This window comes from Brevundimonas sp. A19_0 (assembly GCF_017744255.1).
Classification (GTDB): domain Bacteria; phylum Pseudomonadota; class Alphaproteobacteria; order Caulobacterales; family Caulobacteraceae; genus Brevundimonas.
In genome coordinates this window covers 141,149-160,658 of sequence record NZ_JAGHQP010000003.1, presented here as the reverse complement: position 1 = coordinate 160,658, position 19,510 = coordinate 141,149, and the positions used below count along the sequence as shown (strand labels likewise).

Here is a 19,510-nt window from a genome sequence, read left to right as displayed (position 1 = left end):
GGCGCCCGCTAGCGCGGGCGGATGTGAAGGGCGTTGCTGAAGAGTTGGCAGCCTGCGGCGACCCCGGTTGCCGCGAGGGCCATCAGCCAGAAAAACAGCGGGTCGCGAAGCGCGTCATCGCAGCCAAGGGCAACCCCCCGGTGATTTTCCGGCAGGGCGAACGCAAAGATCGCCAGGACCAGAAAGGCGACAAAGGTGTAGGCCGGGCGCTTGCCGATCCCCACCCGGGCCGGGATTTGTGCGGCACCGGCGCGCCATATCGTGATGAGGTAGTAGATGACGCCCCCCGTCACGGAGAGAGCCGCCGCAATTCTCGAAATCATCATGCCGGCCTGCTGGCCGTCCGGCACGCAGCTGGCCATAAATCCCGGATACAACGCCGCCATGCCGGGCCAGACCCAGGACGGGGACGCGGCCAGCTGCGCGACGATTGACACCGCGAACACGGCCCGACCACGAAGAGAAACCCGGTCCACTGACCATCCGAGCGATAGGTCTGGCGAACGGTGCGCCCCCTGTTGAAGGCCTCTCTGTCGAACATTTCTGGGCCGCCGCCGGGTAAGAAAACTGGGAGCACGACACTCGCAGCCATCCGTTCACGGGATGCGTGTTTTCTGGGTTAATCGAGCGTTCCGATGAGGAGTAGGCTGACGTTGTCAGCCTTCGTCATCTGGTCAGGGCCGCTGTCCTGCGGTTAGGATCGCTCCCAACAACGGAGGGATCATCATGCGTTTCATCATCGCGGTCGTGCTGGCCACCCTGGGTCTGGGCCTCGCCCTCCCCGCAGAAGCCCAGAGCCGTCGCGGCACTGAACAGGTCTTTTTCGCCCTGACAAACGCCGATGTGCAGAACCTGCTGGACGCCCAGAACTATGAGCAGGTCAAGCAGACCGAGCCGGGCGTCTTCACAGTCACGGTCAGCGACGGGTTTCTGATGACCGTCGAGCAGCGGGTCTGTGAGACGGAGTCCATGCCGGACGGCTGCCTCGGCCTCGTGATGACCGCCAGCTGGAGCTATTCGCCCGAGCAACGCCCGACGCTGGAGACGCTCGCCAACACCTTCAACCGCGAATACAGCATCGCCAAGGTGGTGCTGTACGACAACGGCATCGCCATCGAGCGCTACGTCATCACGGATGGCGGTGTGACCCGCGCCCACATCGAACGCGAGCTGTCGGAGTTCCTGGCGATCAGCGACGTTCTGGTCGACCGGATGATCGAGGAACTCGGCCTCTAATTTCCTGCCCGGCCGCAGCGAACCGCCGCCGCGGCCCCGCGTTTGCTTTGACAGGGTCTACGGCGGGCAAAGCGTCCCGCGTCGGGACGATTTGGAGCGTGGCCCATGTTCGAGTTCGGGCGGGATCTCAGGCGGTTGTTCGACGGTCATCAGGCCGATCAGGATCTCGGCTGGCTGGAGCTGATCGACGTCGAGGTGCTGCGCGGCGAGGCGCGGCGCCAGACCATCGACGCCGGCCGCACCACCTGTTCACGCCCCCACCAGGCCTGGCTGCTGGCCGCCGCCCTCTGGCGCGAGCATGCGCGGCGGTCCGGCGCCCCCGACAGCCTGCAGCAGGCGCGGCTGACGGCGCTGGATGCGCGCAAGGCCGCCCGCAACAATGGCGAGCGCGCCGAAGCCGTCATGGCCCTGGCCGAGACCATGGTGCTGAGCTTTGACCTCTATGGCGGGCCCGAGTCCCTGACCCGCGCCCAATCGCTGATCCAGGACCTGAAGGGCCAGACGGCGCAGGGCGCCTCCTCGGCACGACTGGCCGGCATCCATGCCCAGGTCATGACGCGACTGGCCCGGACCGATCAGGGCGACAACCTGCAGGCCATGGCCTTCCTCGATCAGGCGGTCCACGAACTGTCGCGCCGATCCGGTCCGCTGCTGGACGCGGTGAAGCTGGACCGGGCTTCCCTCACCCTCCTGACCGGCATCGAGCAGCGCGATGCGCGCCTGCTGGATCAGGCCGGACGCGAGCTACGCGATCTTGTCGAGGCCTGCCCCTCCGAGCGGCGCCCCCTGACCCGCGCCCGCGCGCTGGCGATGTGCGGGGCCGGCCTGTCGGCGCTGGCCACCCTGGCGGACAGTGCCGAGGCTCTGGAGCAGGGCCGCGCCCTGTTCGATGCCGCCTGCGACCAGTTCACGGCCGACCACAGCCCGATGGACTGGGCCACCGTCACCCTCGCCCGCTCCATGTCGGTCCCCGGTGCCACCTGTCTGACGCCCGAGGCCGATCAGGGGCAGGTGCTGGATCAGCTGGTCGCGACCCGCACCCAACTGGGTCTGGCCCTGGCCGACGAACGGCTGGACGGCGAGGTGCGTGAAGCCGAGGCGAACGGCGACCTGCTGGCGCTTGACCGGCTGGCAGCGCGGCTGCGCGCGCGGCTGGCCTTGGACCGCCCGCGGCCGACGGCCTGGGCCGTGGACCAGATCGGCCTTGCGCGGATCGCCCTCGCGCGGGCCCGCCTGCTGGACCGGTCACCCGGTCCGGTGCGTCTGGTGCTGGTCGAGGCCTCCGCCGCCGCTCGCGACGAAGGTGCCCTGCTGATCGCGGATCGGGCCGAACACCTGCTGGGTCGCGTACCCGAGACGGTCTAGCCGCCCATGGCGACGAATGGCCCGTTCATGAAGCCGGGCTTGCCGTAGGCGAGGGTCTGGCCGTCCGGCCCCAGGACCCGACCGCCCGCAGCCTCCAGAACCGCCTGACCGGCGGCCGTGTCCCATTCCGACGTCGGCCCCGTGCGCGGATAGACGTCGAAACGCCCCTCGGCGATCAGGCAGAATTTCAGCGAGGAATCCATGCCGGTCCAGGTCGCGCATCCGTGCCGCGCCGACAGGGCCTCGGCCTCTTTGTCCGTGAGGCTGTGGCTCACCAGCGCCTGGGCCGCGTCGGGCCGGTCCCGAACCTGAATGGTCTGCCACGCCTCGCCGAAGCGGCGACGCCGGGCGCCCGCCGCATCCCCGGCCCAGGTCACCCCTGTCGCGGGAGCGGACACCGCACCCGCCACCACCCGACCGGCCTCGACCAGGGCGATGTTGACGCTGAAGCTCTCGCCACCCCGGACGAACCCCCTGGTCCCGTCGAGGGGATCGATCAGCCAGAAGCAGTCCGCCGCCGCCTCCGGACGACCGCCGGCCTCGCAGGCCTCTTCGGCCACTGCCGGCACTCCGGGGTACAGGTCGCCCAGCCGCGCCAGGATCAGGGCCTCGGCCTCGCGGTCGGCCAGGGTAACGGGGCTGTCGTCCGACTTGGTGATCACCTCGGCATCGGCGCGCCAGTAGGGCAGGATCACCGCCGAAGCCGCCTCGGCCAGATCAGAGAGGGTGGTGATCAGGCGCCCGCTGTCGAAATCAGCCGTGAGGGAATCGTGCATGGGGCGGGTGATAGACGATCCGGGCGGTTTCCCGAACCGGCAAATCAGGTCAGCCTGTCGCGCGACCTGATCCGGAGTTTGCGCTGCCCATGACGACCCCCGCCTTCGCCACCCCGTCCGCGGATCCCTCCGGGGCGGTCACCGACCGGGACGAGACCGAACTGGCCACCCAGATCGTCGCCAAGCTGTGCCACGACTTCATCAGCCCGGCCGGGGCCATGACCTCGGCACTGGACCTGATGACCGATCCCGACTCGGCCGACATGCACGCCGATGCGCTGGACCTGATGCAGCAGAGCGCTGCCAAGCTGGTGGCGCTGGTCCGCTACGCCCGCGTGGCCTATGGCGCAGCCACATCGAACCAGAATTTCTCCGCAGCCGAACTGCAGTCCACGGTCACCGACCTGCTGTCCGGCGGTCGGGCGACCATCGACTGGCAGGTGCCCGAGGGTGACTATGCCAAGCCGCACGCCCGCATCCTCGTCAATCTGGCCTATGTGGCGGTCGGCGCCCTGCCGACGGGCGGCACGGCCACGATCTCCGCCCGGCAGGAGGGTGGAGCCCTGATCCTGTCCACGGTCTCGGAAGGGTCGCGCGCCCGCCTGAAACCCGAAGCCATCGAAGGCCTGTCCGGGGCCGAACTGAGCGACGGCCTGCCCGGTCAGTGGATCCAGCCGCACTGGCTGTGGCGATCCGTTCGGGGCCAGGGCGGCACCCTGAAGGTCACGACCGACGAGGGCCGCGTTGAACTGGTCGTCACCCTGCCTCTGGCAACGTCTGGTTAAGAGGTCTTAACGCCGCTCGCCAACGCCTCGTTAACCGCCGATTTGCGATCATAAGGCCCCCATCCGCCCCGAATCCGAACGGAATCCGATCTTGAGCTCCAGACTGTGTCTGATCGTCGATGACAGCCGCATCATCCGCAAGGTGTCGCGTCGCATCGTCGAGGCTCTGGGCTTCGACGTCGACGAGGCGGCCGACGGGGCCGAGGCCCTGACATTTTGCACGGGCGCCATGCCCGACGTCATCCTGCTGGACTGGAACATGCCGGTCATGGACGGGCTGACCTTCCTGCGCCGCCTGCGCGCCATGCCGGACGGCGGCAGTCCCAAGGTGCTGTTCTGCACCATCGAGACGGCCGTGGACCGGATCACCGAGGCGCTGGCCGCGGGCGCCGACGACTATGTGATGAAGCCGTTCGACGGCGAGATCCTGCACGCGAAATTTGCCGAGGTGGGGGCTGTCTGACATGCGCCACCTCCCCCGTCCCCCGGCTCCGGCATGAGCCCCGAGGACTTCGACAGACTCCAGACCCTGGTCGCGACGCGCACCGGCAACCGGCTTCGGCGGGACCGGATGAATCTGGCCGAGCACCGGCTGGGCCCGGTGGCGCGCCGGGCCGGGTTCGACAGCGTGGACACCATGCTGGCCACCCTGTGGAGCAAGCCGGTCGCGGGCCTGGCGTGGGATGTGATCGAAAGCCAGCTGAACGGCGAGACCTGGTTCCGGCGCGACCGCGAAGCCTTCCTGACCATGAGCCAGGAACTGTTGCCCGCCCTTTCGCAGGCCCGTCGGGGCCAGACCCTGCGTATCTGGTCAGCGGGTTGTTCTACAGGCCAGGAAGCCTGGTCTCTGGCCATGTGCGCCCTCGACCTGAACCTCGACGTCGAGGTGGTCGGCAGCGACCTGAACCGCATCGCCCTGCAGAAGGCCCACAAGGGCGCCTACACCGGCTTCGAGATCCAGCGCGGGCTGGCCGCCGGCACCATGGTGCGCTGGTTCCGGCCGGAGGGCGAGCTGTGGACCGCCGACGATACCCTCAAGCAGGTCGTCCGCTTCGAGCGGCTCAATCTGCTCGATACGCCCTCGGCCGACGATGAAGCGCCCCGGTTCGACGTTATTTTCTGTCGTCATGTGCTGATCGGCATGGAGCCGGCGGCCCGGGCCCTGGTGCTGCAGGGGCTGGAGCGGCGGCTGGTCGACGATGGCTGCCTGTTCCTGGCGCCCAGCGAGAACCTGAACGGCGAGAGCCTGGCGTTCCGGCCGGTCAGCGGTCGCCGGGGCCTGCATGTGAAATCCCCGACCTTCCTGCAGGACGCGGCCTGATCCGGCTTACGCCTGCCCGGAGGCTGCGTTAGGGTCGGACGAGAGCCTTCACCGGGGGACGACAATGACGGCATGGCATCCGAAATCCCGGACCTCGGTGCAGCGGGGTCGCCCCGCCCTCGGCCTGCTGATGCTGGCCTGCCTGCTGGTCGGACTGGGGCTGGCAGCCCTGCTGACCCGGACACCGGCGCCCCGACCCGCAACGGCGGAGGCGACGGCCTTTTCCGCAGGTCGGGCGTTCGCAGACGTGGAACAGCTGGCCCGCTCTCCGCGACCGCCGGGCACCCCCGCGCACACCGAGGCCCGGGCGTATCTGCTGACCCGGATGCAGGCGCTGGGCCTCGACCCGGTGATCATGGAGGGCCCGCTGTCGCCCGGCTCGATCCGGCGCATGGAGCGCTGGGAGCTGTCGCCCGCCGAGGCCGGCTATCAGGCGCGCAATCTGGTCGGCGTCCTGCCGGGCCGCGATCCGGGGGCCGCGCCCATCGTGCTGATGGCCCACTACGACAGCGTGCCGGGATCGCCGGGTGCCGCCGACGATGCCACCGGCGTCGCCGCCGTTCTCGAAGCCGTGCGGGCGATCAAGGCCCGGGGCCCGACCGAGCGATCGCTGATCGTGCTGCTGAGCGATGCCGAGGAGCTGGGCCTGGACGGCGCCCGCATCTTCTTCGGCGACTATCCCGACCGGGCCCGCATCGGCTTTGTCGTCAACCTGGAGGCGCGCGGCGGCGGCGGGCGCGCCATGATGTTCGAGACCGGCCCCGGCAATGCCGGCAGCGTGGGCCTGCTGGCAGACGCCGCGCCCCACATCGACGGGGGCGTGACCAGCAATCCGCTGGCAGTGGCCGTCTATCGGCTGATGTCGAACGACACCGACTTTTCAGTGCCGCGTGACCGGGGGCTGGCGGGCCTGAACTTTGCCTTCATCGGGCGGGCCGACCAGTACCACAGCCCCACCTCGACGCCCGAAGCGCTCGACCGCGGCAGCCTGCAACACATCGGCTCGCAGGCGCTGGAGGTGACCGACCGGCTGCTGAGAGCCGACACCCTGCCTGCCCCCGGCCCCGACCGGGTCTATGCCGACCTGTTCGGGCGGACGATGATCGTCATGGCCGCGCCGTGGGGATGGCTGTTCGTGGTGCTGGCCCATGTGTTTTTGGCCATCGCCATCTTCCGGAGCCGGACCGCGCTGGCGAGCCTGTTGCGCGGGGTGGCCGATGCCCTCGCCTTTCTGGCGGGTGCCTTCGTGCTGGCCCAGACGGTCCGCCTGCTGGCCGGGCCGATGACCGGGCGGGTGCAGTCGGCGGACGTCTACTACACCCTGCTGGAGCGGCTGCCGTGGATGGAGGTCGCGACGGGTCTGGCGCTGGTGGGGGCCGCGCTCGTCACCCTGGCGGGGACCGTGGGCCGGGGCCGTCTGGTGTGGATGGCCGTCGTCGGCCTGATGGGCCTGCTGATCCAGGTGATGTCCGGGTGGCAGCCCGTGAGCGCTGCGATGACGGTTGTGGCCATCGTGGCCGCCATTCCGGTCGCGCCGCCGGCGACCAGTGTCTGGCCGCGCTGGCTGGGTTTGATCACCCTGCCCATGCTGATGGGCACGCTGGCGCAGTTTGTCCTGCCCGAGGCGGCCTTCCTGCTGCTGTGGCCGAGCACTGTGGCGGTCGGCGTCGCAGCCCTGGTCGCGATCATCGACCCGGATCTCAGCCGGGCCCGCATCGCCCTGCTTCCCGCGCTGGCGACCGTGATCGTCGGGCCGTGGTTGCTGGCCATGGCGCACCCGGTGTTCCTCGGCATCGGCATGGACCTGCCGGGCATTCTGGCACTGATCGCCCTCCTCTGGCTCAGCCTCTCGGCGCCCCTGGCGCTGATGACCCCGAACAGTCGGGGCGCGGGCCCCTGGCGCGGGCTGACGGTCGCAGGAGCGGTCCTGATCGTCGCGGCCCTTGCCGTGTCGGGGGCGGGCACAGTGTTCGTGCCGGGCGTCTGAGGTCAGCCGCCGTCGGTCCAGACGGTCTTGTAGAGGTCAAAGCGCCGGTCCCGCAGATTGCGCACCGTGCCCTGCGCCTTGGCCCAGGCCAGATCCGACAGGTCGAGGTCGGCGACCGTAATGGTCTCGACATTCTCCGAGGCCTCGGCGGCGATGCCGTCGCGCGCGAACGGGAAGTCGCAGGGCGTCAGGATGCAGGACTGGGCATACTGGACGTCCATGTTCTCGACGTTCGGCAGATTGCCCACATTGCCGGACAGGGCGACGTAGCACTGGTTCTCGATGGCGCGCGCCGCCGAGCAGTAGCGCACCCTGAGATAGCCCTGACGGTTGTCGGTGCAGAAGGGCACGAACAACATGCGCGCCCCCTCGTCGACCAGCCGCCGGGCCAGTTCGGGGAATTCGGAGTCGTAGCAGATCAGCACCCCGATCGGCCCGCAGTCAGTGTCGATGGCGTGGACCATGTCGCCGCCCTTGATGTTCCACCAGTGTCGCTCGTTCGGGGTCGGGTGGATCTTTTCCTGGGCGTGGACCGAGCCGTCGCGCAGGAAGACATAGGCGACGTTCTGGATGTCGCCGTCGTCGGTCTGGGTCGGGTGCGAGCCACCGATGATGTTGATGTTGTACTCGACCGCCATCTTGCGGAGCGCCTCGACGAAGCGCGGCGTGTAGCGGGTCAGGGCCTCGATCGATTCCGCCGGGGTCAGCTTCTTCTTCTCCAGCGACAGCAGCTGGAGGGTGAACAGCTCGGGGAAGACGACGAAGTCGGTGCGGTAGTCCGAGGTCACATCGACGAAATATTCAACGTTCGAGATGAACTCGTCGAAGCTGGACACCTTGCGGGCCTGCAGCTGGACGGTCGCGATACGGACGTTCTCCTTGACCGCAAAGGCCGAACCCTTGCCCCGCTCCTCGACGTAATAGGGGTTGCGCCAGACCATGTGGGCCGCGTGGCCCATGGAGGCGGTGTCCGACGCCAGATAGCCTTTCAGCACGCCGATGGGCTCAAAGCCCGAACGCAGGTGGAAGCCGATCACCGGGTCGTTGGCCTTCCGCGCCGAGACGGCGTCGAGATAGGCCTCGGGCTCGGCATAGGTGGCCTTCTTGCGCGACAGGCCGGGCATGCGCCCGCCGAACACAATGCCCTTCAGGTTCTTGGCCTCGCAGAAGTCGCGGCGCGCATCGTACAGGCGCTGGCCGATGCGTAGGCGACGCCGGTCGGGATCGACGCAGACCTCCATGCCGTAGAACCAGTCGCCATGCGGATCGTGACGCGAGGCGTAGCCGCCACCGGTGATCTGCGACCAGGTGTGCTGGCCCATGGCGGTCTTTTCGTCGATGCGGAAGCCGGCCGCATAGCCGACGATGTCGCCCTCGTACTCGACCACGAACTGGCCGTCGGGGAAGACGGAAATCTGGCCCCGCAGCATGCCGGTCGTATACGGCGGCATGGATTTGTAGACCTTGGAGACGAGGGCAGCGATGGCCTCCACGTCAGAGGCACGAGCGTTACGGATGTTGAGGACGGCGGGCTTGTTGGTCTTTGTCATGCCCCCACCAACGCAAAGCTTGGCCATTCGATCACCGGATCGGTAACTTTTTTCTCGCGGGTGCAGCATCGGGCCCTGTGTCCTGCCGGGCCGAATTACCGGAACGACGCCGACGGGGTGGCGTTGCGATGCTGTTCAGACCTTTGAAAGGGGCTTTCCATGCTCAAGTGGGCCATCATCTTCGCCGTCGCCGCACTGATCCTCGCCGTCCTGGGATTCGGCGGTCTTGCCGGCGCCTTCGTCGACATCGCCGTCATCCTGTTCTGGCTGGCCGTCATCGTCACCGTCGCCTTCGCCATCCTCGGCATGACGATCTACAAGAAGGCCAAATAGGCACGCCCGGACGCCTCTCGCCGAAGGCGGCGAGAGGTGGAGGGCTGGCGGAGCGCCGGGCCTTCGCCCGGATGAGAACAAGAAATACCGTTTCGACGAAGGCCGACGCTCCGCGCGCTGGTTTTCCGGAAGCTTGCGTCGGGTGGCCGTATTCGGGCCTTACCGCAGCGCCCCCGGCGGGCGGGGATGTCCTGCGACATCTCCCGGAACGGCCGAGTATCCCCCTCGACCCTTGCCTCGATCTCGCACCCGGAGGCGGAGATCGAGGGTGTTCGGACACGTTGTGCCCGACCCCGCTCCATCGCTCCCGCCGCTTGCAAGGTCGCAGGCCTTACGAGCCCTCCGTGCGACGGGACCGGAGGAGGTTTGCACACGGCTGGACCAGGGCGGGGAAGTCGGGGCGGGAAACGGTGGGGGTGTTGAAAGGGCGAGGGAATTTGGGGCCGGTCATCGCAGTTGCCGCCCTCAACCCATCGTCATTCTCGGGCTTGACCCGAGGATCAGTGTCACCCGCAACGGCCGACGGAGTGCCCGCACCGACCCTCGGATCAAGCCCGAGGGTGACGAGGAGAGAAGGAAGAGGTTCATCACAGCGGACACAGCGAGGTCACAGCGGGCACAGAGGGGGTGTGCCGGATCCGGCCGCAGTGTTCGCCGTGAAGGCGCCGTGGTCGCTGTGATGAAACTGTTCCGCGAAGAGGCCCGCTACGTCAATCCCGGTCGCACCTGCCGAAAAGAACATATTGGCAACCGGAACAAAACATGCACATATGCCGGTCACCGGGAGCGGGCCGGGGGCGGACATCTGCCCCTGCGGCGGGTCTCTCCCGAAGTCGGATGGGAATCATGGCAAGGGAGTCGAAGGCAATGGCACAGGCGGCACTGAAACTGGTGGGTAAGGAAGACGGCGACAAGGCGCGGGCTCTGGAAGCGGCGCTGGCCCAGATTGACCGGGCGTTCGGCAAGGGCTCGGTGATGAAACTGGGCAAGGGCGGGGTAGTGACCGAGATCGCGAGCATCTCGACCGGCTCGCTGGGCCTGGACATGGCGCTGGGGATCGGCGGCCTGCCCTATGGCCGGGTGATCGAGATTTTCGGCCCGGAAAGCTCGGGCAAGACGACGCTGGCGCTGCATACGGTGGCAGAGGTGCAGAAGTCGGGCGGCGTGGCGGCCTTCGTCGACGCGGAGCATGCGCTGGACCCCGTCTATGCCCAGAAGCTGGGCGTGAACCTGGATGACCTGCTGGTCAGCCAGCCGGACAATGGCGAGCAGGCGCTGGAGATCACCGACACCCTGGTGCGGTCGGGTGCCGTGGACATTGTGGTGGTCGACTCGGTCGCCGCCCTGACGCCGCGGGCCGAGATCGAGGGCGAGATGGGCGACAGCCTGCCCGGTCTTCAGGCCCGTCTGATGAGCCAGGCGTTGCGCAAACTGACCGCCTCGATCTCGCGGACCAACTGCATCGTCATCTTCATCAACCAGATCCGGCACAAGATCGGCGTCATGTACGGCTCGCCCGAGACGACCACGGGCGGCAATGCGCTGAAATTCTATGCCTCGGTGCGGCTGGACATCCGCCGGACCGGCGCCATCAAGAACCGCGACGAGGTGGTCGGCAACACCACCCGGGTCAAGGTGGTCAAGAACAAGGTGGCCCCGCCGTTCCGCGAGGTGATCTTCGACATCATGTATGGCGAGGGTATCTCGAAGCTGGGCGAGGTCATCGATCTGGGCGTCAAGGCCGGGGTGATCGAAAAGGCCGGCAGCTGGTTCTCCTACGACAGCCAGCGCATCGGTCAGGGCCGCGAGAATGTACGCGAATTCCTCAAGGCCAATCCCGATGTCGCCGACGCGATCGAAAAGGCCGTGCGTCAGTCGACCCAGAAGATCGACGACGAACTGCTGGGCGCGCCCGAGCCCGACGAAGGGCAGGACCTTGAGGGCTGATCGCCCTTAGGCCCGTCAAGCCTCGCGACCGACTTCCCCGGTCGGGTCCCTCGCGACCCGCCACCGACCCCGCGACCCCGTCCGGGGAAAAGAGGCCGCTCGACCCCCCGGTCGGGCGGCTTCGTCATTGAGAGCGCGGTCAGGCGAACAGGCGCTGCAGGCGCGGTCGAACCTTGAGGAAGCGCACATACAAGGCCTCGAGCACGGCGAGGACGTGCCGGTTGCGGGCCATCAGGCCAAAGGGTCTGAGGAGCGGAATGGCGCGCCACATGGCGGCAAAGGCGGCGGCGCCCGACAGGATTTGTCCGTCCTCGCGCACATGAAAGCGGGACAGCAATTCGGCGGGGTTGAGCGGGCAGGCCTCGGCCGCGCCCGGCTCGGCGACATCGACAAAGGTCAGGGCCCCGCGCCGGTCGAGACGCCGCATCAGGCCGATCTCGCGGCGACACAGGGGACATGCCCCGTCATACCAGACCACCACCTCGTTCATGGCTGGACCCTAGCCCTCCCCCGGCCGGGCGTCGCCCGCCGCAATGTCGCGCCCGCACCGCCGATCACGGGCAGGTGATGCAATCGGGCGCGATCCCCTATATGACGGCTGCCTCCCCGTTTCCTCCCGACTGACCGAGCCCGCCCTGATGTCCAGCCTCAAAGAGATCCGTTCGACCTTCCTCGACTATTTCGCCGCCGATGGTCACACCAAGGTGCAGTCCGCGCCGCTGGTCCCGCAGAACGATCCGACCCTGCTGTTCGTCAACGCCGGCATGGTGCCGTTCAAGAACGTCTTCACCGGTCAGGAGAAGCGCCCGTACAGCCGCGCGGCCAGCGCCCAGAAATGCGTGCGCGCCGGGGGCAAGCACAACGACCTGGACAATGTCGGCTACACGGCGCGGCACCACACCTTCTTCGAGATGATGGGGAATTTCTCGTTCGGCGACTACTTCAAGGAGCACGCCATCGAGGCGGCGTGGAAGCTGGTCACGAGCGACTTCGGCATTCCGAAGGACCGGCTGATGGCCACCGTCTATGTCGATGACGACGAGGCCTTTGACCTGTGGAAGAAGATCGCCGGCCTGCCGGAAAGCCGCATCGCGCGCATCGCCGGTTCGGACAATTTCTGGTCGATGGGCGACACCGGCCCGTGCGGCCCCTGCACCGAAATCTTCTATGACCACGGCGACCACATCTGGGGCGGACCGCCCGGAACACCGGAGGAAGACGGCGACCGCTGGGTCGAGATCTGGAACCTGGTGTTCATGCAGTTCGAGCAGCAGGAAGACGGCACCCGCCTGAACCTGCCCAAGCCGTCGATCGACACGGGCATGGGGCTGGAGCGCGTTGCTGCCGTGCTGCAGGGCGTGCACTCCAACTATGAGACTGACCTGTTCCGCACCCTGATCGCGGCGTCCGAACAGGCGACGGGCGTGGCCGCCGAGGGCGACCGCGCGCCCAGCCACCGGGTGATCGCCGACCACCTGCGCAGCTCGTCCTTCCTGATCGCTGATGGTGTCACCCCGTCGAACGAGGGCCGCGGCTATGTGCTGCGCCGCATCATGCGCCGGGCCATGCGCCACGCCCACCTGCTGGGCGCGGCCGATCCGCTGATGCACCGTCTGGTGCCGATGCTGGTGGCCGAGATGGGTGAGGCCTATCCCGAGCTGGTCCGCGCCCAGGCCTTCATCGAGGACACGCTGAAGCAGGAAGAGATCCGCTTCCGCACCACGCTGGGCCGCGGCATGACCCTGTTCGAGGAGGCCACGCGCGACCTGGCCGAGGGCGGCACCCTGCCGGGCGGCACGGCCTTTACGCTCTATGACACCTATGGTTTCCCGCTGGACCTGACCCAGGACGAGGCGCGCCGCCGCGGTTTCGCCGTCGATATCGAGGGCTTCGAGGCCGCCATGGCCGAGCAGCGCGACCGCTCGCGTGAACACTGGAAGGGCTCGGGCCAGACCGCCTCGGCGGCCGAATGGCTGGCCGTGCGCGACCGGCTGGGGCCGACCGACTTTACCGGCTATGACAGCGTGGACGGCACCGGCGAGGTGCTGGCACTCGTGGTCGACGGCGAGGCCGCCGACGAAGCGCCCGAGGGCGCCGAGGCCGAGCTGGTGCTGGACCGCACCCCCTTCTACGGCGAAGGCGGCGGACAGGCGGGCGACCGCGGTACGCTGAGCTGGGACGGCGGCCGGGCCGAGGTGCTGGACGTGCAAAAGCCCGCGGCCGACCTGCATGTGCACCGGGTGCGCATCCTGTCGGGCACGCTGAAGAGCGGCGACCGGGTCGAGGCCTCGGTGACGGCGCCCGCGCGCCAGACGACCCGGTCCAACCACTCGGCCGCGCACCTGCTGCACGCCGCGCTCAAGAATGTGCTGGGCCCGCACGTCGCGCAGAAGGGCCAGATGGTCGACGCCGAGCGCATGCGCTTCGACTTCAGCCACAACGCCCCGGTGACCGACGAGGAACTGGCCCGGATCGAGGATGAGGTGAACGCCGTCATCCGCCAGAACCTGCCGGCCGAGACGAAGCTGATGGCGCCCGAGGCGGCGATCGAGGCCGGGGCCGTGGCCCTGTTCGGCGAGAAATACGGCGAGGAGGTCCGCGTGCTGACGCTGGGCCGCAGCCTGACCGGCGACACGCCCTACTCCGTCGAACTGTGCGGCGGCACCCACGTGGCGCGCACGGGCGACATCGCCCTGTTCAAGATCGTGTCGGAGAGCGGCATCGCCGCCGGCGTGCGCCGGATCGAGGCCCTGACCGGCGAGCCCGCCCGCCAGTATCTGGAGGCCCAGGCCCGGGTGGCGCGCGGTCTGGCCCGCGACTTCAAGATCCAGCCGGCGGATGTGCCGGCCCGGGTCGAGAGCCTGCAAGGATCGGTCAAGGCGCTGGAAAAACAGGTCGCCGAGCTGAAGAGGCAGCTGGCCCTGGGCGGCGGTTCCGGCGGCAATGCGGCGCCGGAGGAGGTCAACGGCATCAAGCTGATCGCGCGCATCCTGGACGGCGTGGACGGCAAGGGCCTGCGCGGCGTGGCCGAGGACTTCCGCAAACAGGTCGGCTCGGGCGTCGTCGCCCTGATCGGCACGACCGACGGCAAGGCGGCCGTGACCGTGGCGGTGACCAGCGACAGCACCGACCGGGTGAATGCCGCCGATCTGGCGCGTGAAGCTGTTTTGGCCATGGACGGCAAGGGCGCCGGCGGAAAGCCGGATTTCGCACAGGGCGGCGCGCCCGACGCCAGCAAGGCCGAGGCCGGGCTTCAGGCTATCCGCGACACGCTCGAGAAGCTCTGATCGGCCAAAACTTGATCTGACCTGTCAGTCCGTTACGTTTGTCCCTGTGTACGGGGGCGAACATACAGACGGCCCCTTTGATGATCTGGGGGACTAGTCAGATGACGGACAAGAAGAGCTTGCTGCAGAACAAGGGACTGCTGGCCGGGGTTGCGGTCGTGGCCCTGCTGGGCGTGGGCGCAGCGGCCTGGTCGATGGGCGCGTTCGGCGGCAAGGGCGGCGGTGGCATGGCCACCGAGATCGATCTGGGCCTGATGCCGGTGGCCTATGGCGAGAACTGCGGCTTCGTCGACGAGGACGGCAAGATCGTCATCAATCCGCAGTTCGACGGCGCGGGCTTCTTCACCAGGGACGGCGTCGCCCCGGTCAGCAACGGCGGCAAATGGGGTCTGATCGATCGCAAGGGCAGCTATGTGGTCAATCCGCAGTTCGACTCCATCCTGATGCTGGACGGCGGCGACACCCTGCTGGTCGAGGTCGGCGGACAATGGGGCACGGCCGACCGCAAGGGCGCCTACATCATCAATCCCCAGTTCGACGAGATGGGTCCGTTCGACCCCAAGGGCCGCGCCCTGGTCAAATCGGGCGACCAGTACGGCTTCATCGACCGCAAGGGGGCCTACATCATCAATCCGCAGTTCGACTCGGTGGCCATGTCGAGCGAGGACGACATGACCGAGATCGTCTATTTCACCAAGGGCCTCGCGGCGGCCTCGACCGACCGGAAATGGGGCTTCATCGACGAGAGCGGCAAATGGGTGATCAATCCCCAGTACACCGCCGTCGGCCAGTTCGGTGAAAACGGCCTGGCGCCGGTTCTGGTGACCACGGTCGAGCGCACCGAGAACACCCGCGCCGCCGAGGTCTGGGAGCAGCGCCAGCAGAGTGCCGAACAGCGCGCCGCCGCCTGGGGCTACAGCTATGAGCGGCCCGAGCGCCCGGACTTCATGGAAGAGACCGAGACCCACCGCTGGGGCTATATCAACACCTCGGGCGAGCTGGTCATCCAGCCGCAGTGGGAGCAGGCGGGCGGCTTCGGCCCCGGCGGACTGGCCCCCGTGCTGGTCGGCGAGGACTGGGGCTTCATCGATTCCGAGGGCAATCTGAAGATCAATCCGCAGTTCGACATGGTCGGCGAGTTCGCCGACGGTCCCGGCGGTGTGGTGGCCACGGTCGCGGTGCAGGGTGATCGCAACAACTATCGCTGGGGCGTGATCGACGCTTCGGGCACCTACAAGATCAATCCCCAGTTCCGGGCGATCTCGGACTTCGACAGCAACGGGCGGGCGGTGGTCTCGTCCGGCGAGAAGTTCGGCATGATCGATGCCTCGGGCACCTATGTGATCAACCCGATGTACGACGACCTGCGCCCCATCACGGGCAGCCGCGACTATTTCTTCGTGCGCGGCACCGGCAGCGCGGTCGAGATGGGCCGCGTGTCCCGCGACGGCAAGGAACTGGCCTCGGTCAACGGCCAGCAGTGCGACAGCCCCTACTGACGGGGCCCGGTGTCCCCCGCCCGGAAATGCCCGATCGCGGCATTTCCGGGTGAGGGCCAAGGATACGTCATTGCCAGGCTGTCCGGGTGTCCTGCGGATCCGGGAAGCGGACGGCGCCGATGTCCGCTTTCGGTCGGGAGCCGGCCATCGCCAGTGGGAGGGACGCTGACCTGAGCGCCGGATACGATTGGTCGTCTGAGTTTTCAGTTCTGAGGAAGAGCGATGAGGGCTCTCGCGATAGTCATTGGGTCACTATGGGTGTCGGCATGCCAACCGGCTCCAGTCTCGCGTTCGGGCGAGTTGAGCCCGCCGCCGGCCGAAATCTCCGGCCCTTGTCTCGGCACCTCTGAACCGAGATGCGTCGTCTATTCATCGGGGCGTGTCATTGATCACACGACCGATTGGGACAGGGGCCTCTTCTACCAGTTGCAGGGAACAGGCCTTCCGCGCTCGGGCGCGGACGAATATTGCAAGGGCGGCTACTGTGCTGTTGCCCTGATCAAGCGGGACGAGAGCGGCCAGCTGCACCTGGTCGCCCATGAGGAAAGTACGCACGCGCAGTGGTACGAGGTTCCAGAGATTGTGACCAGCGGTCTGGTTGTCTTCCAGAGCAACAGCCTCGGGACGGGCCTCTACAATGACGATGTCGTCCTAAGCGCAGACGAGACCGGAAAGATGCGTCGAATCGACGTGAACTCATGGAAGCAGGAGGCGAGGCAGCTCGCGCCCGATGCCAATTCGTACTTCGACTGGAGCACCGACTATGGCGCACTCGTCGGGAGCAACGGGCTGGCTTCTACAGATCCAGATGACAGCGCCCGCACGTCCGTCGGCCTCATCAAGGTTTTTCTCCGTCTCGATGGAGATACGCTCAGGATCGCCTCCCCCATGGTTCGATTCCCGGACCCAAGCGTCCGCCAAGGGTCGGAGACCGACTGACGCCTGAGGTGAGGAAGCGGACGTTCAGCCGGGGATGCAGTAAAGTGTAGCCCCACCTTCGTGCTCGGATACTCCGACATGGAGGCCCAGGACGTCATCCTCTCGATAGTCACTGCCGGATGGGGGAATGCCGAACCCAAGTTGATTGACCGTTGCAAGAACCTCCGCACGGTTCGCATCGAACAAGAGTTCGAAGCCCTGCTCGCTCTCAATCCAGCCAACGACCGCGACTGAGCGCAGGGGAAGGCCCTGCCAGGTGCCGCGAACCGGAAGCGTCGCCCGATACTCGCTCCCGCCAATCGTCAACTCCGGAGTTCCGAACTGGTCCCTGAGTGCCGCAGGGACCAGAGGGGGTTTCAGCACGGGCGTGTAGCTTTCGCCGTCCCGCTCATGCTCGACCAGGCTGTTCAGGAGGGCACCAAATGCCTCGCTGGGTTCGCAGGTTGAGGGGTCGGCGAAGCCAATCAGTCGATCAAGCGAGGGTGAGGATGAGGCTGTTGCGCAGCTCAGCACCAGCGAAGCGCATGCGGCAACCGCGATCCGACGACAGGTCATACCGCTATCATCGCGGCGATTTTCGATGGCCGCAATGGGTCGGGCGCGGACTGTCGCGTGAGAGCGGATAGCGGATATCACCTAGGCCAATGGCAGGGATACCTTCGCCGGCGCGCTACTAAACAAGGTGATTGAGATAATCCGGTCTTGGGTGACCTGATATCTGCACCTTACGTCCTTGATCCAGCCGTGGTTCACCAGCCGGATCATCCCAGTGACCACGCCATCGTCCCCGCCGGAGAGTCGGACGGCGGACACCGTGAAATCCCACGCTTGAGTGACCTGCCTGTAGAGATTGAAGATCGTCCATTCCCAGTCCGTCACACCGTCAAGTGTGAGGTCGGCATTGGCAGACATGGTCCTTTTCGCGCCGTCCCAGTCGTAATCGGCAACGGCTGCGAGGTGTTCTCTAACGACTTCCGCAGGATTGCTCATGGACGCACACTATGGCCTTCAGCCCGGGTCCGCTATGGGGGCCGACATCGGCCCGGCACCGGAAGGCAGACCCTAGGCGTCCGGCAGGTCGATCTCGACGAGGCGCCAGCCGAACAGGCCCTGCCGGTCCATGTTGAGGATCAGCGGCTGGTCCGGGCGGTCGGTGGTGGTCAGGCGCACCTCGACGCGGTTGGCGCCGCGATAGGTCCAGGACTTGCGCACATCGTCCTCGGTCTTGCCGGGGCTGGCCTCGGGGCGGTTGAGGACGTCCTCGGGCTCGGGGGCCTCTGCGGTGCGGACCATGGTGGCGACGCCCTGGGGCGTGACGACGGCGTCGATGGCGCCCGAGACGATGGCCGGGCCCAGCAGCATGCCGAGCCCCGCCCAGGCCGGGTCCACGCCCGAGTCATCGGCCCGCATCTCGGCCATCATGCGGGCGTTCAGCTCGTCCTTGAGGCTCTGGCGCACGGCCGCAAAGTCCACCAGCCGGTCGAGGGCTTGCTCGTCCCCCTGTTCGGCGGCACGGGTCAGCGCCTGCATGGCGAAGACGGGCGACAGGGCCCAGGCCCCGGCGAAGGCGACGAGCGCCAGTCCGGCCAGGCCGGTCACAAGTTTACGCATGGTCCCCTCGAAACTCCCACGGGTCCGGTCCCCACCGGCACCTTCACCCTAACGCTCCCCTGCGGTCAGGGTTGCCGTGAGTCGCGGCCCGGGGCCACGGGTCAGCCGCCCTTGCGCCCGCTCTGACCGACCATGGGAACGGTCTGTTCCGGCAAACTGACGTGTACCAGCTGCCAGCTGAAGAAGCCGGTGCGGGCAAAGGTGAAGACGGTCTCGCCGCCGCTTTCGCCGGTCACGGCCATGCGGGCGCGGTCCATGCCCCAGTAGACCGGGCGCGGCAGCGGTCCGCCGGAGGGTGCATCGGCCTCGACCGTGCCGGTATCCTCCGAGCGGCGCGCGGCCTCGCGGCCCTCGCCCCGCGTCAGGGCGCCCAGCGCCGCCGGCGTCAGATAGGCGTCGGCGCGCGGCCCTTCGGCCACCGGCCCGCGCTGGAACTGGCGCTGAACGGCGCCGATCGGATCCTCGAGGATGGAGGGCGGCGGCGGGGTGGTCTCGACGCGCCCGGTCAGCTGCGGGCCCAGCGCCTTGCGCATGGCACCATAGTCGACCAGCCGGTCCAGCTCGGCCACATCGCGACTGTCGGCCGCCCCGCGCAGGGCAAAGAAGGCCACGCCCGGGGCCGCAAAGAAGCTGATGACCAGCAGCACCACCGCCGCCAGGATCAGATTGCCGATGATTTTCACGTGCCTCTCCGTGGCTGTGTCAGCCCCAGAATGCACGAACCCGGCCCGGTCACAAACAAAAGCCCCGCCGACGCGAGTCGGGCGGGGCTGATGCAAGCCGTATGACGCGGATCCGGTCAGGCGGCGGCGGTGGGGAAGCTTGCCCCCTCCACCGCTGACGCGGTCCCCCTCCCCCGCTCCGCAGGGGAGGA

At 67.6% G+C, this 19,510-nt stretch carries 19 protein-coding genes; 11 read left to right on the top strand and 8 right to left on the bottom strand.

Annotation, left to right across the window (positions count from 1 at the left end; translation table 11 throughout):
- Positions 1 to 8 precede the first annotated feature (8 nt).
- Complete coding sequence (locus J7346_RS04980; RefSeq protein WP_209118369.1) at positions 9 to 476, bottom strand: hypothetical protein; 468 nt, start codon at positions 474 to 476, stop codon at positions 9 to 11.
- 250 nt (positions 477 to 726) lie between these two features.
- On the opposite strand from J7346_RS04980, the gene J7346_RS04975 reads away from it, so the two are divergent.
- Entirely contained in the window at positions 727 to 1,236 is a 510-nt protein-coding gene (locus J7346_RS04975) for a YbjN domain-containing protein (protein WP_209118367.1), read from the top strand.
- A gap of 105 nt (positions 1,237 to 1,341) precedes the next feature.
- Positions 1,342 to 2,601 (top strand): hypothetical protein, encoded by a 1,260-nt coding sequence (locus J7346_RS04970; protein ID WP_209118365.1) that lies wholly within the window; start codon positions 1,342 to 1,344, stop codon positions 2,599 to 2,601.
- On the opposite strand, the gene cysQ is transcribed toward J7346_RS04970, so the two are convergent.
- Positions 2,598 to 3,377, bottom strand: a complete 780-nt coding sequence (gene cysQ, locus J7346_RS04965) for a 3'(2'),5'-bisphosphate nucleotidase CysQ (RefSeq protein ID WP_209118363.1) — start codon at positions 3,375 to 3,377, stop codon at positions 2,598 to 2,600. The two genes, J7346_RS04970 and cysQ, sit on opposite strands and share 4 nt — an antisense overlap.
- A gap of 89 nt (positions 3,378 to 3,466) precedes the next feature.
- On the opposite strand from cysQ, the gene J7346_RS04960 reads away from it, so the two are divergent.
- From J7346_RS04960 to J7346_RS04945, 4 genes are all read left to right on the top strand, one after another.
- Positions 3,467 to 4,162: a histidine phosphotransferase family protein gene (locus J7346_RS04960; RefSeq protein WP_209118361.1), complete on the top strand. Its 696-nt coding sequence runs from the start codon at positions 3,467 to 3,469 to the stop codon at positions 4,160 to 4,162.
- A 91-nt stretch (positions 4,163 to 4,253) separates the two neighbouring features.
- Positions 4,254 to 4,625 (top strand): response regulator, encoded by a 372-nt coding sequence (locus J7346_RS04955; RefSeq protein ID WP_209118359.1) that lies wholly within the window; start codon positions 4,254 to 4,256, stop codon positions 4,623 to 4,625.
- 33 nt (positions 4,626 to 4,658) lie between these two features.
- Positions 4,659 to 5,483 (top strand): protein-glutamate O-methyltransferase CheR, encoded by an 825-nt coding sequence (locus tag J7346_RS04950; RefSeq protein ID WP_209118357.1) that lies wholly within the window; start codon positions 4,659 to 4,661, stop codon positions 5,481 to 5,483.
- A 64-nt stretch (positions 5,484 to 5,547) separates the two neighbouring features.
- Positions 5,548 to 7,470: a M20/M25/M40 family metallo-hydrolase gene (locus J7346_RS04945; protein WP_209118355.1), complete on the top strand. Its 1,923-nt coding sequence runs from the start codon at positions 5,548 to 5,550 to the stop codon at positions 7,468 to 7,470.
- Between the two features lie 2 nt (positions 7,471 to 7,472).
- On the opposite strand, the gene J7346_RS04940 is transcribed toward J7346_RS04945, so the two are convergent.
- A complete protein-coding gene (locus J7346_RS04940) occupies positions 7,473 to 9,020 on the bottom strand; it encodes a bifunctional GNAT family N-acetyltransferase/carbon-nitrogen hydrolase family protein (RefSeq protein WP_245157659.1) in 1,548 nt (515 codons plus the stop codon).
- Between the two features lie 159 nt (positions 9,021 to 9,179).
- On the opposite strand from J7346_RS04940, the gene J7346_RS04935 reads away from it, so the two are divergent.
- Both J7346_RS04935 and recA read left to right on the top strand, forming a co-directional pair.
- A complete protein-coding gene (locus tag J7346_RS04935) occupies positions 9,180 to 9,353 on the top strand; it encodes a DUF1328 domain-containing protein (protein WP_209118351.1) in 174 nt (57 codons plus the stop codon).
- An 867-nt stretch (positions 9,354 to 10,220) separates the two neighbouring features.
- Complete coding sequence (gene recA, locus J7346_RS04930) at positions 10,221 to 11,300, top strand: recombinase RecA (protein ID WP_209118349.1); 1,080 nt, start codon at positions 10,221 to 10,223, stop codon at positions 11,298 to 11,300.
- Positions 11,301 to 11,439: 139 nt separating this feature from the next.
- Here recA and J7346_RS04925 read toward each other — a convergent pair whose 3' ends face one another.
- Complete coding sequence (locus J7346_RS04925; protein WP_209118347.1) at positions 11,440 to 11,790, bottom strand: DUF393 domain-containing protein; 351 nt, start codon at positions 11,788 to 11,790, stop codon at positions 11,440 to 11,442.
- A 148-nt stretch (positions 11,791 to 11,938) separates the two neighbouring features.
- Between J7346_RS04925 and alaS the strand changes: the two genes are divergently transcribed.
- The 3 genes from alaS to J7346_RS04910 all read left to right on the top strand — a co-directional run bounded on the left by alaS (position 11,939) and on the right by J7346_RS04910 (position 17,025).
- Entirely contained in the window at positions 11,939 to 14,587 is a 2,649-nt protein-coding gene (gene alaS, locus J7346_RS04920; RefSeq protein WP_209118345.1) for an alanine--tRNA ligase, read from the top strand.
- A gap of 101 nt (positions 14,588 to 14,688) precedes the next feature.
- On the top strand, positions 14,689 to 16,086 hold the full coding sequence (locus tag J7346_RS04915; protein WP_209118344.1) for a WG repeat-containing protein: 1,398 nt from the start codon (positions 14,689 to 14,691) through the stop codon (positions 16,084 to 16,086).
- A gap of 300 nt (positions 16,087 to 16,386) precedes the next feature.
- Complete coding sequence (locus tag J7346_RS04910) at positions 16,387 to 17,025, top strand: hypothetical protein (protein WP_209118342.1); 639 nt, start codon at positions 16,387 to 16,389, stop codon at positions 17,023 to 17,025.
- A gap of 24 nt (positions 17,026 to 17,049) precedes the next feature.
- Here J7346_RS04910 and J7346_RS04905 read toward each other — a convergent pair whose 3' ends face one another.
- The 4 genes from J7346_RS04905 to J7346_RS04890 form a co-directional block, all read right to left on the bottom strand.
- Entirely contained in the window at positions 17,050 to 17,580 is a 531-nt protein-coding gene (locus tag J7346_RS04905) for a hypothetical protein (protein WP_209118340.1), read from the bottom strand.
- Positions 17,581 to 17,661: 81 nt separating this feature from the next.
- Entirely contained in the window at positions 17,662 to 18,015 is a 354-nt protein-coding gene (locus tag J7346_RS04900) for a hypothetical protein (protein ID WP_209118338.1), read from the bottom strand.
- Between the two features lie 72 nt (positions 18,016 to 18,087).
- Positions 18,088 to 18,636 (bottom strand): DUF2939 domain-containing protein, encoded by a 549-nt coding sequence (locus tag J7346_RS04895; protein ID WP_209118336.1) that lies wholly within the window; start codon positions 18,634 to 18,636, stop codon positions 18,088 to 18,090.
- 101 nt (positions 18,637 to 18,737) lie between these two features.
- Positions 18,738 to 19,319 (bottom strand): DUF2939 domain-containing protein, encoded by a 582-nt coding sequence (locus J7346_RS04890; RefSeq protein ID WP_209118334.1) that lies wholly within the window; start codon positions 19,317 to 19,319, stop codon positions 18,738 to 18,740.
- Positions 19,320 to 19,510: the final 191 nt, after the last annotated feature.